The sequence below is a fragment of the Ruegeria sp. YTSC002 genome (assembly GCF_059609845.1).
Map to the genome: position 1 here is coordinate 318,368 of NZ_JBXWML010000003.1, position 13,202 is coordinate 331,569.

The window sequence follows — 13,202 nt, forward strand, 5'->3', positions numbered from 1 at the left end:
AAGGGACCATTTATGTTTTATAAAGACGAACGGCTAGCGCTGTTCATCGACGGCTCGAATCTTTATGCCGCGGCAAAAGCACTCGGTTTCGACATTGACTACAAACTTCTGCGGCAGGAATTCATGCGCCGCGGCAAGCTTCTGCGGGCCTTCTACTATACAGCGCTGCTGGAAAACGACGAGTATTCGCCGATCCGTCCATTGGTTGACTGGCTGCATTACAACGGCTTCACCATGGTCACGAAACCGGCCAAGGAATACACCGACAGCATGGGGCGTCGGAAAGTCAAAGGAAACATGGATATCGAACTTACAGTCGATGCCATGGAACTGGCGCCGCGCGTCGATCATATCGTGCTGTTCTCGGGTGATGGGGATTTCCGCCCGTTGATCGCAAGCCTGCAACGGCAGGGTGTGCGCGTATCGGTGGTTTCGACCATCCGCAGCCAGCCACCGATGATCTCGGACGAACTGCGCCGCCAGGCCGACAATTTCATCGAGCTGGAAGACCTGCGCGATGTCATCGGCCGCCCGCCGCGTGAAATGCCGACGGAGCATCGCAGCGTCGCTGTTGCCAGCAACAGCTGACTAGGCGACAGGCCTGTCATGATGGGGAAAAATCGCGCGGTCAGGACATCGGTCCTGGCCGCGCTTCTTTAACAAGGTACAGGTGCTTAAACATCACCCGATTAGCAACGATTCGTGTCAGAGGAATGACGATGTCCTGTCTGGACCAAGGCCGGGAAAAGACTTACCTGTGCCATAAGGAGACAGCCTGATGAAAAAGCCGCCACTGACACTTTACCTTGCCGCCCCACGCGGGTTCTGCGCCGGTGTGGACCGTGCCATCAAAATCGTTGAGATGGCTTTGCAGAAATGGGGCCCACCGGTCTATGTGCGCCACGAGATCGTGCACAACAAATTCGTGGTCGATGGCCTTCGCGCCAAAGGGGCCGTTTTCGTCGAGGAATTGCAGGAATGCCCCGATGACCGCCCCGTGATCTTCTCCGCCCACGGGGTGCCGAAATCCGTTCCCGCCGAGGCTGCCCAGCGCGAGATGATCTATGTGGACGCCACCTGCCCCCTGGTCTCGAAGGTGCATGTCGAGGCGCAGCGCCACGCGGAAGCGGGGTTGCAGATGATCATGATCGGCCACAAGGGCCACCCCGAAACCGTGGGCACCATGGGGCAGTTGCCCGAGGGCGATGTGCTGCTGGTCGAAACCGTGGACGACGTGGCCACGGTGCAGGTGCGTGACCCGGATAAGCTGGCCTTTGTCACCCAAACCACCCTTTCGGTCGATGACACCAAGGAAATCATCGCCGCCCTTCAGGCCCGGTTCCCGGCCATTGTCGGACCGCACAAGGAAGATATCTGTTACGCCACCACCAACCGGCAGGAAGCGGTGAAGGCCGTGGCCCCCAAGGCGGATGCTTTGCTGGTTGTGGGCGCTCCGAACTCATCGAACTCGCGCCGCCTTGTCGAGGTTGCCTCGCGCGAGGGGTGTCAGTACGCGCAGCTGGTCCAGCGCGCCACCGAGATTGACTGGCGCGCGCTCGAGGGTATCTCGACCGTGGCTGTCACCGCAGGCGCGTCGGCCCCGGAAGTCCTGGTAAACGAGGTGATCGAAGCGTTCAGCGCGCATTATGATGTCACCGTCGAGCCGGTCGAGACCGCTGTTGAAAACGTCGAGTTCAAAGTCCCCCGCGTGTTGAGGCAACCGGCGTGAACGGAGTGCCGAAAGCGCCGCTCTATCTGGGGCTGGCGGGACTGATCCCGTTTGTCTGGGGCGTCCTGACCTATCTGAACGGCGACCTGAATGCCTGGGGCGTGCAAACCTTTGGCCCACGTTTCGTGGGGCCCTATGTGCAACTGTTCTATGGATCGGTCATCCTCAGCTTCATGTCCGGTGTTCTCTGGGGTTTTGCCACCAAGACATCAGGCAGCAAGGCGGCCCTGTGTTATCTGTTGTCGGTTCTGCCCGCGCTTTGGGCCTTTGCCATGACAGGGGGTGGGCCGGTGAATGCGGGCACCAATCTGATGTATGGCTTCGCTGGCTTGTTGTTGCTGGATGCCCTGTTTTCCTACTGGCGCCTGACACCGGTCTGGTGGATGCGGTTGCGCATCCTGCTGACCGCGGTCGTATTGGCCAACCTTGCAGTCGGAGTGTACCTGTGACCGATGAACGTACGATCAACGCCTATACAAACAAGGTGGCCGAATATCTGAAGATCCCTCTGCCGCCCGAGCAGCTTGAGGCGCGTCAGGCTTTCGCCGATGCGGTCGGCGCAGGCGGCTATGTGCTGGATCTGGGGTCCGGACCGGGGTCGGACAGCGGGTTCCTGATGCGTCAGGGGCTGAAAGTTCGGGCACTGGATGCCACGCCAGCCTTTGTCGAACATGCACGCGAAAACGGTGTGGATGCACATCTGGGTACGTTCGATGACGTCACCGAGACGGCCGAATATGACGGGATTTACGCCAGCTTTTCCCTGTTGCACGCGCCGCGCGCTGATTTCCAGCGCCATCTGCAAGCGATCCACAGGGCTCTGAAACCCGGTGGACAGCTGTTTCTGGGGATGAAGCTGGGCACTGGTGAACACCGGGATGATCTGGATCGTTATTATTCCTATTACACGGAGGCCGAGATCGAGGACGCCTTGAACAAGGCCGGGTTCACGATTGATCGCGCAGTCCACGGCATCGGAAAAGGCCTGGCCGGATCGTATGACGGGTACATTCTGGTGTTCGCCCATGCCTGAATTGTTTGCCTATACGGACGGTGCCTGTTCCGGCAACCCCGGCCCCGGCGGCTGGGGCGTGCTACTGCGCGCGATGGACGGGGACAGGGTTCTGAAAGAGCGTGAGCTCAACGGGGGCGAGGCCGAGACGACCAACAACCGGATGGAACTGCTGGCCGCCATCAGCGCGCTTGAAGCGCTGGAGCGACCGTCGAAGATTACCGTCGTCACCGACAGCGCCTATGTGAAGAACGGCGTCACCGGGTGGATTTTCGGTTGGAAACGCAACGGCTGGAAAACCTCGAACAAGAAGCCGGTCAAGAATGTCGATCTGTGGCAGCGTCTGGATGAAGCGCAGGAACGGCATGATGTGACATGGGAATGGGTCAAAGGGCACGCAGGCCATCCCGAGAATGAAAAGGCCGATGAGCTGGCACGGGCCGGAATGGCGCCGTTCAAACCGAAAAAGGCACAGGCGTGACCGCACTGACGCTGCTGGACTATGCCTCGGTTCTGATCTTCGCGTTGACAGGGGCACTGGTGGCCAGCCGTGCCCAGCTGGATCTGGTAGGATTTGCCTTCATGGCCTGCCTGACCGCCGTCGGTGGCGGTACGGTGCGCGACCTTCTGCTGGATCGTCACCCGATCTTCTGGGTTGGGCAGCCGGATTACATCCTGATCGCAGTCGCGGCTTCGGTCCTGGTGTTCTTTACAGCACATCTGGTGGAAAGCCGTTATAACTGGCTGGTCTGGCTGGACAGTTTTGCACTGTCGGTGGCTGTCGCAGCCGGAACCGGCGCGGCGCTGTCGCTGGATCAGTCCGGCGTCATTGTCGTTTTGATGGGTGTGACCACCGGATGCCTGGGCGGGCTGATGCGTGACGTGGTCTGCAACGAAGTGCCTCTGGTGCTGAAACAGGGCGAGCTTTATGTGTCCTGCGCTTTTACAGGTGCTCTGACTGCGGTGCTGGCTTCCGGGTTGGGGGCGGCGCCTGCGTTTTCCCTGGGCCTCTGCGCCCTGGTGTGCTGGGCGTTGCGCGCCGGATCGTTGACGTTTGGCTGGCAATTGCCGGTCTACAAAAGCCGCCCGCCGCGCAACTGAGCCCGACAGTGGACGCCAAAGCGGCGTGCTGATACCCCTTTTGAAAGCACAGCCCGGAGGCCAACGTGACATTCAGACTTGCATCCATCACAGCCTGCCTGGCCCTGCTCGCCTCATGCGGCGCGTATTACACCCCCGTCAGTTTTGTTGCGCAGGGCGACCAGATCATCGCCTCGGGCACGATTGACGAGACGACGCTGTCTGCCTTTGAGGAAGTGAAAGCCCAAAACCCCGAAGCCCGCACTCTGGTTCTGCGCTACATTGAAGGATCTGTTGACGATGACGCCAATGTCATCTTCGCCCGTGAAGTGCACAGGGCCGGGTTCGACACCGTCGTGCCCTCGAACGGTCTGGTTGCCAGCGGGGGTACCGATCTGTTTCTGGCCGGAAACCGCCGCGTGCTGCAACCGGGGGCCTGTGTCGGTGTCCACAGCTGGGCCGGGTCAGGTCTGGTGGCGACCGACTTGCCCGAGGACGACCCCGAACATGATCGATACCTGGACTATTTCAAGGATATCGGCGTGGATGAGGAGTTTTACTGGTACACCCTGTTCGCTGCCCCGGCCGACAGTATGCACTGGATGAATGCCACCGAAGCGAACCGTTTCGGTTTGACCACCAGAGGTGCTCCGGCACTTGGGTCTGCGACGGAGTGCGACGAAAGGTAAACTAGCCGTTCAACAAGCGCGCGCCGATTTCCTTGACGAACTTCGCGGCCACCATCGCCGTCATGCCATGGGGGTCGCGATGCGGGTTGAGCTCGACGATATCCGCACCGACCAACTGGCCTTTGAACCGGTGGATCAGGTCGACAACCTCGCGCGTGCTCAGCCCACCGGGTTCATGATGCGAGACGCCGGGGGCAAAGGCCGGGTCCAGCGCATCCAGATCCAGTGACAGGTAGACCGGGCCATCGAATGAAATCTGCAAGTCGGGGCTCCAGCTGCGCATGTCGATCACCTCGACGCCGAACCTGTCGGCCTGTTCGCGCTGATGGGCGTTCATGGTGCGGATGCCGACCTGCACCAGACGCTTGACCGGACAGGTCTCCATCACCCGGGCAAAGGGGCAGCCATGGCCGAGCGGTCCGATATCCTGCGTGTCGTACAGATCCGGGTGGCTGTCGATATGCAGGATGTTCAGGCCTTCGTACCGGTCTGCATGGGCCTTGATCAGCGGATAGGCCACGGAATGGTCGCCGCCCAGCGACAACAGGCGCGCGCCGGTTGCGATCCGTTTCGCCGCTTCGGCCTCGATCCGGTCAATCGGTTCCTGCCCGCGCATCTCAAAAACATCCAGATCGCCGCTATCCCGGAACTGGGCGCTTGCACCCAGATCGGTGCCATCCTCGGCGGTCAGGTTGGCCGCGCCGGAATGCAGCGCCTCGCGGATGCGTCCAGGGGCGAATGCCGGCCCTTGCAGGAACGAGGAATGCAGATCCAGAGGAATGCCCATCAAAGCGACATCACCCGGCTTCAGTTCGTACGGCATCATCACTCCCCTTTTTACTTGAATGTGATCTGGATGGAGGAATGGCGCCGGGTCAAGGGGTTAACGGCGCAGGTAGGTCTGCCAGATCCAGATCACCAGCAATGCACCCAGAACCGCCCCGACAAAACCGGACAGCCACCCCATAACGGTTACAAGAAACCGCAGCAGCATCCCTCCGATCAGGGCCCCCACGATACCGATCAGCATGGTCGTCGGGATGTCGGCCTCGATCCGCATCAGGCGGGTGGCCAGAAATCCGGCAGCTGCACCGATGATGATCAGGGCGACGATTGGCATGTCACTTCCTCCAGTGGGTCGGCACGATGATCAGGGCGCCAACAGAGGAAATCACCGCATCCAGCCCCGGAGGACCAAAGCTGATGCCGAACATGATGCGGACGAAATAGAACAGGAACGCCCCGCCCACGCAGATGATGATGGATTGCAAATAGCCGTTATGGGTGAAACCGGTCTGTTCGGACAGATACCCGACGATCCCGGCAATCACGACAGTGCCCATCATCACCATGAACATATGACTTTACTCCGAAGACATCCGGGTGCCGACCGGGATTGGCCAGCCCCGCAGGAATGTTTCCCTATCCTGCGCGCCTTTGCCCGCCCTTTGCAAGCGCAGCAGTTCTATGGCACCCTGCCCGCAGGCCACATACAGATCGTCATTCAGAACCTCGCCCGGTGCGCCCTGCCCTTCGGCCAGACGCGAGGCGAGGAGCTTTATCCGGTTGCCGTCGATCTCGGTCCAGGCCCCGGGAAAGGGCGACAGGCCGCGGATCTGCCGATCGACCTCGACAGCGGGGCGCGACCAGTCCACGCGGGCCTCGGACTTGTCGATCTTGGCAGCGTAGGTGACACCATCTTCGGGCTGCGGTTCAGGGGTCAGCCCGGGCAGCTTTGCAAGCGCCTCGACAATCAAGGCCGCGCCCATCTCCGAGAGCCGGTCATGCAGGTCCGCAGTGGTTTCCTCGGGCCCGATATCGGTGGCCTGCCGCAGCAGAACGGGGCCGGTATCAAGGCCCGCCTCCATTTGCATGATACAGATGCCAGTTTGCGCATCGCCTGCCATGATCGCGCGATGAATCGGAGCCGCCCCGCGCCAGCGCGGCAACAGGCTGGCATGAATGTTCAGGCAGCCATGAGTCGGTGCATCGAGGATGGGCTGGGGCAGGATCAGACCATAAGCCACAACCACCGCCACATCCGCGTTCAGTGCCGCAAAACTGTCCTGTTCTTCGGCCGGTTTCAGCGAGGTTGGGTGACGCACGTCCAGACCCAGCGCCTGGGCCCGCGCGTGAACCGGCGTTGGGCGATCCTTCTTGCCCCGCCCCGCCGGACGCGGGGGCTGGCAATAGACGGCGGCGATCTCATGCCCGGCCTCGACCAGCGCATCCAGAACCGGCACCGAGAAGTCCGGTGTTCCCATGAAAACAACGCGCATCTTTATCCCTGTTTTTTCGCTTTTCGAAGCAGCATGTCGCGTTTGACCTTGCTGAGCCGGTCAAAATACATCCGGCCATTCAGATGGTCGATCTGGTGCTGGACACTGGTGGCCTCGATGCCGACAAAATCGCGACGGTCCACCATGCCCTGCTCGTTCAGGAATTTGACAGTCACTGCACGCGGACGTTTTACCGCGGCCGACACGCCCGGCAGGTTCGGACTGGCCTCTTCATGTTCACGCAACTCGATCGAACTGTGCAGGATTTCCGGGTTCGCCAGACGCACGGCCTTGCCCCGCTCGGCCGACCCATCGACAACGGCCAGCCGCAACATCACTCCGATCTGCGGTGCGGCAAGACCGACACCGGGCATGGCCTCCATCGTGTCGATCATATCCTGCCAGATCCGGCGAATGTCATCGGTGATTTCAGTCACTTCATCCGCCTTGGTGCGCAAGCGTTTGTCGGGCCAGGGCAGACAGGTACGGACGGTCATGCGCGCGCCCGTTCACGTTTGAGCTTTTGCATCTTGCGGGTAATCATCTGCCGTTTCAAAGGTTTGAGGTAATCGATAAACAGCTTGCCGTTCAGATGGTCGATTTCATGCTGCACGCAAGTGGCCCAAAGCCCGTCAAAGGTTTCCTGTTGCAGGTTTCCCTTCTCGTCCATCCACGTGACATCGACCACCTTGGGGCGGGTCACTTCGGCATATTGATCCGGGATCGACAGGCACCCTTCCTCGTATACACTGGTTTCCTCGGAAGAGGCGATGACCTGAGGGTTGAACATGATCAGCGGGCGCGGTGTTTCGCCTTCTTCCTTGATGCAATCCAGCACGATCAACCGTTCCAGCACACCGATCTGCGGCGCGGCGAGGCCAATCCCGGGCGCGTCGTACATGGTTTCCAGCATGTCGTCAGCCAGCGTGCGCAGCTCGTCCGTCAGGTCGGATACGGGCGCGCAGACCTTTTTCAGGCGGGGGTCGGGATGGATCAGAATAGTGCGTTTCATGAGGCTGATTTAGGCCATCCCGCCCCGCGCCGCAACGCCCCCCTTGCACCTGCCCGATTTGCGGTTAGCTTTCGGTCGAGAAAATGGAGCAGACATGACTTTCAACGACCTGATCGACCGCCGGGGCACCAACAGTTCAAAATGGGACAAGATGGAGATGCTGTATGGCGTCTCGCCCGAGGACGGTCTGGCCATGTGGACGGCAGATTCCGATTACCAAACGGCACCCTGCGTGATCGAGGCCGTACGCAAAGCCGCAGATCACGGCGTGTTCGGCTATTCATGGATGCACCCGGATTACCTGGCCTCGGTTCAGTGGTGGATGAAAACCCGCCACGATTGGGAAATCGACACGGATTGGATTCTGACCACGCAGGGCTTGGGCAATGCAATCGCCCTGTCGCTGGATGTCTGGACCGATCCTGGTGATGGCATCGTGATCTTCACCCCCGTTTACCACGAGTTTGCCCACAAGGTGAACAAATCGGGCCGCCGGGTCGTGGAATGCCCTTTGGTGCGGGACGGGGACAGTTACGGCCTTGATCTGGAAGACGCCCAGTCCCGGTTGGACGGGTCCGAGAAGATGCTGCTGTGGTGTTCGCCGCAAAACCCGTCGGGTCGTGTCTGGACACCCGATGAGTTGCAGGCCGTGGCCGCGTTTGCCGAACGGAACGGTTTGATCCTGGTATCCGACGAGATTCACCACGATCTGGTCTATCCCGGCACAAAATTTGTGCCAATGGACGTGGCGGCCCCGAATGCACGCCCGTGGACCGTGACGCTGACTGCGGCATCGAAGACCTTCAACATCGCCGGGCAGCGGACCGGCAACATGATCATTCCAGATCCCAAACTGCGCGCGGCCATGAAGCAACGGCTGCAAACATTGGATTACGATCCCAGCGCCCTGGGCGTGGCGATGATCACCGCTGCCTACAGCCCCGAAGGGGCCGAATGGGTGGATGCCCAGATCGCGCATCTGGAGGAAAACCGGCGTCTGTTCGATCAGACCATCGCCGAGATTCCGGGGCTCTGGTCGATGCCCTTGCAGGCGACCTATCTGGCCTGGGTCGATTTCTCGGGCACCGGCATGGATCACGCCGAATTTGTCCGCCGTCTGCGCGAGGACGCACGGATCGCAACATCGTCGGGTCCGGGTTTCGGCACTGGAGGCGAGACGTTTGAACGGTTCAACCTCGCCACGCAACGGGCGCGGGTCGAGGAAGCTTGCCTGCGGCTGAAACGAGCTTTCGGAGATCTGCAATAAGTACGTGCCGGCCGGGGCTTGCAAGACCTGCCCTGTTGTTTACAGGGGCCGGTTGATTGGCTGACGTTGCTTGGCCCGCGCGGGCCTGCCTTTATGGTGGCACCGCAAGCCTCTGTTATCGACCAAACCCTGACCGAAACCGGAACTCCGGTTGAAATTCGACCTCAGTCGTCATGCCCCAGCAGGGCGATCGGCGCATCGGGCGCGCGGTAAAAGTCAAGCGGCGCGCTGTCATGGGCCGCCGTGCTGCGTTTGAATTCATACCGCATCTCACCGCCCTCATCCTCATCCGCGACGATGAGACACTGATAGAGGTGGTTGGCCCCGTCAAAGATATCGACAAGCCCGCGCAGGCGCGGCGTGGTTTCCGCCTCAACCGTAAAACCGTCTTTCCACAATTTGAGTATTTTGTAGGTATTGTCGCCCATCTCCACCCGTAAACGGCTGGCTTTTTTCAATGTCGCGATTCGGGCCGCGTCCAACTCGGCGCGTATTTCCTTTGAAACATAGGTACTCATAAATCCGTTCCCCCGTGAATGACTTCTATTGTGCGGGAAAAGTTGTAAAAATCCAGTGAACCACGTCACAGACTGCGATCTGGCGGAGCTTTGTTGCACAGAAATCCCGGCCTCGACTGTGCGCGAATGCAGGGCATTTGCGCGGGCACTCGCATAGGAAGACGCCGGGTCCGGGCCTATCTTTGGCGAAACGCGCATGCGGAGGAAAAGATATGGGCCTGCTGGTCGAAGGAAAATGGCACGACACCTGGTATGACACCAAATCCACGGGCGGTGCATTCAAGCGCAGCGCCGCGCAGTTTCGCAACTGGTTGACAGCTGACGGCGACGCGGGGCCATCAGGCAAAGGCGGGTTCAAGGCGGAACCCGGGCGCTATCACCTTTATGTCAGCTATGCCTGCCCCTGGGCGCATCGCACGCTGATTTTTCGCGAGTTGAAAGGGCTGAGCGATCTGATCTCAGTTTCGGTCGTGCATCCGGACATGCTGGACCAGGGTTGGACCTTTGAGACAGACGGCCATGGCGCGACGGGCGACGATCTCTATGGGCTGAGCTTTGCGCACCAGATCTATACCAAAGCCGATCCAGCCTATTCGGGGCGCGTTACCGTGCCGATCCTGTGGGACAAACGGCAGGAAACCATTGTGTCGAACGAAAGCTCGGAAATCATCCGCATGTTCAATTCGGCCTTCGACGGGGTCACCGGCAATACCGATGATTACTGGCCCGAAGCGATGCGCGCTGAAATCGAAGAGGTCAACGCGCGCATCTATTCAGACGTCAACAACGGCGTCTACAAGTCCGGCTTTGCCACCTCGCAAGCGGCCTATGACGCCGCCGTGGGCCCGTTGTTCGACACGCTGGACTGGCTGGAAGATCGTCTGGCCCGGAACCGTTACCTGATGGGGGATCGTATCACCGAGGCTGACTGGCGGCTTTTTACGACGCTGATCCGCTTTGATCCGGTCTATCATCTGCACTTCAAATGCAACAAACGGCGCCTGATCGATTACCCGAACCTATGGGCCTATACGCGCGAACTGTACCAATGGCCCGGCGTGGCGCCCACCGTGAACATAAACCATATCGTGCGCCACTATCATTACAGCCATGACAGCATCAATCCGCACCGGATCATTCCGGTAAACCCGGTGCTGGATTACGCAGAACCACACCGCCGCGATCAGCGCCCTGCTGCGTAATGCTCGACCATCGCCGCCAGATCCTCTGGCGGTGTTTCGCTTTGCACATAAGCACAGGCGTTCGGGCTGTGGGCAAATATCGATCCATCCGAGAAGAAGGTGGTGTTGGTCACAAAGATCACCCGCGCCTGGGGGCGGCGATAGCTTGCAAAATCGGCCACGGCCAATGCACTTCCGGTTTCCAGAACCAGATCCAGCACGATGATTTCGAAATCCGTGCCGTACAGCGCCAGAATGGCGGCTTCCTGCGTCTCGACCAGCGTGACGTCAGCGCCCTGCCGTTCCAGATGCCTTTTCCAGACCCGACCAAGGTCGGGATTACTCTCAACAATCAGAACTTTCATTTGCAACAACCTCGGCACTTGGTATGGTGAGTGGTGCCGACCCCCGTGGTCCGTGATCTCGTTATTTCCTTAACAAAGTGTTAACAGCAGCCCCACAGGCCCGTGAACAGGCGGATTTGCTTGTATTAGAGGCGAAAATCCGCTTGAAGCAGGCCAAAAGCGGTATTTTCTCGCAGAGAGAGCAGATGAACACACCGGATCAAGACTTGGATCCACGCACGGTTCGCGACCACGGCGGTGGGCTGGACAGGGCGATTGCACAATATGGTGGACAACGCACCGACTGGATCGATCTGTCCACCGGCATCAATCCTCATGCCTATCCCGTGTCCGGCCTGACGGCCGGGGATTGGGCTGAATTGCCGGATCACGGGGCGTTTGAACGGCTCAGCGGTGCCGCGCGCGGGTTCTGGAACGTGCCGCAGCGTGCAGCGATCCTGCCCGCGCCCGGAGCGTCGGCGATCATCGCGCGCCTTCCCGCGCTAACCGCGGCGGGTACGGTACAGATCACGCCGCCCACCTATAACGAACACGCCGCCGCCTTTTCGGCCCAGGGATGGAAGGTACGGCAAGACGGTCCGTGTGACGCCCGCGTCATCGTCCATCCGAACAACCCGGACGGGCGTATCTGGCAGGAAGGCGACGTATCCGCACCACTTACCGTGATTGACGAAAGCTTTTGCGACGTCATGCCGGACAAGTCTTTGATCCACCTGGCAGACCGCCCCGGCGTGATCGTGCTGAAGAGTTTTGGCAAATTCTGGGGGCTGGCCGGGGTAAGACTGGGGTTCGCCATCGGACGACCGGATATGATCAGCCGGTTGAACGATCTGACTGGCCCTTGGTCTGTATCAGGCCCTGCCTTGCGGATCGGCACACGGGCCCTTGCAGATACGGATTGGGCAAGCGCCACGCGTAAGCGACTGGCGGACGAGGCCGCTCGGCTGGATGTTCTGTTGACGGCCAGGGGGGCCAAGGTCGCTGGCGGCACAAGCCTGTTCCGATTGTACAAGGTCGATGATGCCTCCCGCTGGCAGGAACAGCTGGCACAGAACCATATCTGGAGCCGCATCTTCCCCTATTCCGACACCTATCTGCGCCTTGGGTTGCCACCTGCGAACGAGTGGGACCGGCTGGAGGCCGCGCTGTGAGCCTTGGCCTGATGCTGGTCTGTGCCATGTGTCTGGACGCAGCGCTGGGAGAGCCCGACTGGCTCTGGTCGCGTATCAAGCATCCGGCGGTAATGATCGGAAGCCTGATTGGCTGGCTGGATAAACGTCTGAATCACGGGGCCGCACGACGGGCAAAAGGGGTGGGTGTGCTTGTCCTGCTGGTTTGCGGCGCATGGGGGCTTGGGTGGGCTTTGTCCCTGCTGGGGCCAGTTGTCGAAATCCTGGTCTGCGCGATCCTGCTGGCGCAACAATCGTTGGTCGCCCATGTTCGCGCCGTGGGCGAAGGGCTGATGGCCTCACTGGCAGAGGGACGGGCACAAGTGGCCATGATCGTCTCGCGCGATACACGGGACATGACCGAGGCGCAGGTGGCACGCTCGGCCATCGAAAGCGCCGCAGAGAACCTCAGCGACGGTGTCATCGCGCCTGCGTTCTGGTTTCTGGTCGCGGGGTTGCCGGGGCTGCTGGTCTACAAGGCGGTAAATACCGCCGACAGCATGATCGGGTATCGCAATGAAAAGTACCGCGCGTTTGGCTGGGCCTCGGCCCGGTTCGACGACCTGCTGAACCTGATCCCGGCCCGCCTGACCTGCGTGATGATCGTGGCGCTGTCGGGCCAGTGGTCGCGCTGGCGCGAAATCGTGGCAGACGCGCACCGTCATATCTCGCCCAATGCAGGCTGGCCCGAGGCCGCCATGGCCCGCGCGCTGAACGTCGCCCTGGCCGGACCGCGCAGCTATGACGGTAAGGTACGGGATCTGGCATGGGTCAATGGCGATGCCCCGCGCGAGATCGGGGCGTCAGACGTTTTCCGCGCATGTCGCATGTTGTGGCGTGTTTGGGGGCTTGCGCTTGGGCTCGTGTCGGTGTCGGTTGGGATCGACCTGATTTACTGACG

19 protein-coding genes are annotated in these 13,202 nt (G+C 60.5%); 11 read left to right on the top strand and 8 right to left on the bottom strand.

The annotated features are described in order from the left end of the window. Positions 1–12 precede the first annotated feature (12 nt). The 7 genes from AC2FFD_RS09175 (at position 13) to AC2FFD_RS09205 (ending at position 4,510) form a co-directional block, all read left to right on the top strand. Entirely contained in the window at positions 13–588 is a 576-nt protein-coding gene (locus AC2FFD_RS09175; RefSeq protein WP_117869875.1) for a LabA-like NYN domain-containing protein, read from the top strand. Positions 589–778: 190 nt separating this feature from the next. Beyond that, the gene (gene ispH / locus AC2FFD_RS09180; protein WP_496872890.1) at positions 779–1,729 is read left to right on the top strand and encodes a 4-hydroxy-3-methylbut-2-enyl diphosphate reductase; all 951 of its coding nucleotides are present in this window, start codon (positions 779–781) and stop codon (positions 1,727–1,729) included. Further along, positions 1,726–2,178 carry a DUF3429 domain-containing protein gene (locus AC2FFD_RS09185; RefSeq protein WP_496872891.1) on the top strand — a complete coding sequence of 151 codons (453 nt, stop codon included), beginning with the start codon at positions 1,726–1,728 and terminating at the stop codon, positions 2,176–2,178. Before ispH ends, AC2FFD_RS09185 begins: the two co-directional genes overlap by 4 nt. After that, positions 2,175–2,762, top strand: coding sequence for a class I SAM-dependent methyltransferase (locus AC2FFD_RS09190; RefSeq protein ID WP_496872892.1), 588 nt, complete (start codon positions 2,175–2,177; stop codon positions 2,760–2,762). The genes AC2FFD_RS09185 and AC2FFD_RS09190 overlap by 4 nt, the downstream gene beginning before the upstream one ends. Then, positions 2,755–3,222 carry a ribonuclease HI gene (gene rnhA / locus AC2FFD_RS09195; protein WP_171232686.1) on the top strand — a complete coding sequence of 156 codons (468 nt, stop codon included), beginning with the start codon at positions 2,755–2,757 and terminating at the stop codon, positions 3,220–3,222. Before AC2FFD_RS09190 ends, rnhA begins: the two co-directional genes overlap by 8 nt. Further along, on the top strand, positions 3,219–3,842 hold the full coding sequence (locus tag AC2FFD_RS09200) for a trimeric intracellular cation channel family protein (RefSeq protein WP_171169182.1): 624 nt from the start codon (positions 3,219–3,221) through the stop codon (positions 3,840–3,842). Before rnhA ends, AC2FFD_RS09200 begins: the two co-directional genes overlap by 4 nt. Before the next feature lie 65 nt (positions 3,843–3,907). Next, on the top strand, positions 3,908–4,510 hold the full coding sequence (locus tag AC2FFD_RS09205; RefSeq protein WP_496872893.1) for a COG3904 family protein: 603 nt from the start codon (positions 3,908–3,910) through the stop codon (positions 4,508–4,510). 1 nt (position 4,511) lies between these two features. On the opposite strand, the gene speB is transcribed toward AC2FFD_RS09205, so the two are convergent. From speB to def (AC2FFD_RS09235), 6 genes are read right to left on the bottom strand one after another with little or no spacing between them, the layout of a single operon-like run. Further along, on the bottom strand, positions 4,512–5,333 hold the full coding sequence (speB, locus tag AC2FFD_RS09210; protein ID WP_496872894.1) for an agmatinase: 822 nt from the start codon (positions 5,331–5,333) through the stop codon (positions 4,512–4,514). Between the two features lie 60 nt (positions 5,334–5,393). Further along, the gene (locus AC2FFD_RS09215; RefSeq protein ID WP_152457067.1) at positions 5,394–5,630 is read right to left on the bottom strand and encodes a GlsB/YeaQ/YmgE family stress response membrane protein; all 237 of its coding nucleotides are present in this window, start codon (positions 5,628–5,630) and stop codon (positions 5,394–5,396) included. A 1-nt stretch (position 5,631) separates the two neighbouring features. After that, positions 5,632–5,868, bottom strand: a complete 237-nt coding sequence (locus AC2FFD_RS09220) for a hypothetical protein (RefSeq protein WP_170344822.1) — start codon at positions 5,866–5,868, stop codon at positions 5,632–5,634. A gap of 6 nt (positions 5,869–5,874) precedes the next feature. After that, positions 5,875–6,789, bottom strand: a complete 915-nt coding sequence (gene fmt / locus AC2FFD_RS09225; protein ID WP_425080175.1) for a methionyl-tRNA formyltransferase — start codon at positions 6,787–6,789, stop codon at positions 5,875–5,877. A gap of 2 nt (positions 6,790–6,791) precedes the next feature. Beyond that, complete coding sequence (gene def, locus AC2FFD_RS09230; protein WP_425080176.1) at positions 6,792–7,286, bottom strand: peptide deformylase; 495 nt, start codon at positions 7,284–7,286, stop codon at positions 6,792–6,794. Next, positions 7,283–7,801 carry a peptide deformylase gene (def, locus tag AC2FFD_RS09235; RefSeq protein WP_496872895.1) on the bottom strand — a complete coding sequence of 173 codons (519 nt, stop codon included), beginning with the start codon at positions 7,799–7,801 and terminating at the stop codon, positions 7,283–7,285. Before def (AC2FFD_RS09235) ends, def (AC2FFD_RS09230) begins: the two co-directional genes overlap by 4 nt. A gap of 94 nt (positions 7,802–7,895) precedes the next feature. Between def (AC2FFD_RS09235) and AC2FFD_RS09240 the strand changes: the two genes are divergently transcribed. Further along, entirely contained in the window at positions 7,896–9,068 is a 1,173-nt protein-coding gene (locus AC2FFD_RS09240; RefSeq protein ID WP_496872896.1) for a MalY/PatB family protein, read from the top strand. A gap of 164 nt (positions 9,069–9,232) precedes the next feature. Here the strand turns inward: AC2FFD_RS09240 and AC2FFD_RS09245 are convergent, their stop codons facing one another. Then, positions 9,233–9,586 carry a hypothetical protein gene (locus tag AC2FFD_RS09245; RefSeq protein ID WP_170344817.1) on the bottom strand — a complete coding sequence of 118 codons (354 nt, stop codon included), beginning with the start codon at positions 9,584–9,586 and terminating at the stop codon, positions 9,233–9,235. 212 nt (positions 9,587–9,798) lie between these two features. On the opposite strand from AC2FFD_RS09245, the gene AC2FFD_RS09250 reads away from it, so the two are divergent. Then, positions 9,799–10,788, top strand: coding sequence for a glutathione S-transferase family protein (locus tag AC2FFD_RS09250; RefSeq protein ID WP_496872897.1), 990 nt, complete (start codon positions 9,799–9,801; stop codon positions 10,786–10,788). Here AC2FFD_RS09250 and AC2FFD_RS09255 read toward each other — a convergent pair. Further along, entirely contained in the window at positions 10,770–11,132 is a 363-nt protein-coding gene (locus tag AC2FFD_RS09255) for a response regulator transcription factor (RefSeq protein WP_171205733.1), read from the bottom strand. The genes AC2FFD_RS09250 and AC2FFD_RS09255 overlap by 19 nt on opposite strands. A 185-nt stretch (positions 11,133–11,317) precedes the next feature. Here AC2FFD_RS09255 and cobD point away from each other — a divergent pair, with 185 nt between their 5' ends. Together cobD and cbiB are read left to right on the top strand one after the other, a co-directional pair. Beyond that, positions 11,318–12,283 (top strand): threonine-phosphate decarboxylase CobD, encoded by a 966-nt coding sequence (cobD, locus tag AC2FFD_RS09260; protein ID WP_496872898.1) that lies wholly within the window; start codon positions 11,318–11,320, stop codon positions 12,281–12,283. Continuing rightward, positions 12,280–13,200, top strand: a complete 921-nt coding sequence (gene cbiB / locus AC2FFD_RS09265) for an adenosylcobinamide-phosphate synthase CbiB (protein WP_496872899.1) — start codon at positions 12,280–12,282, stop codon at positions 13,198–13,200. Before cobD ends, cbiB begins: the two co-directional genes overlap by 4 nt. Positions 13,201–13,202: the final 2 nt, after the last annotated feature.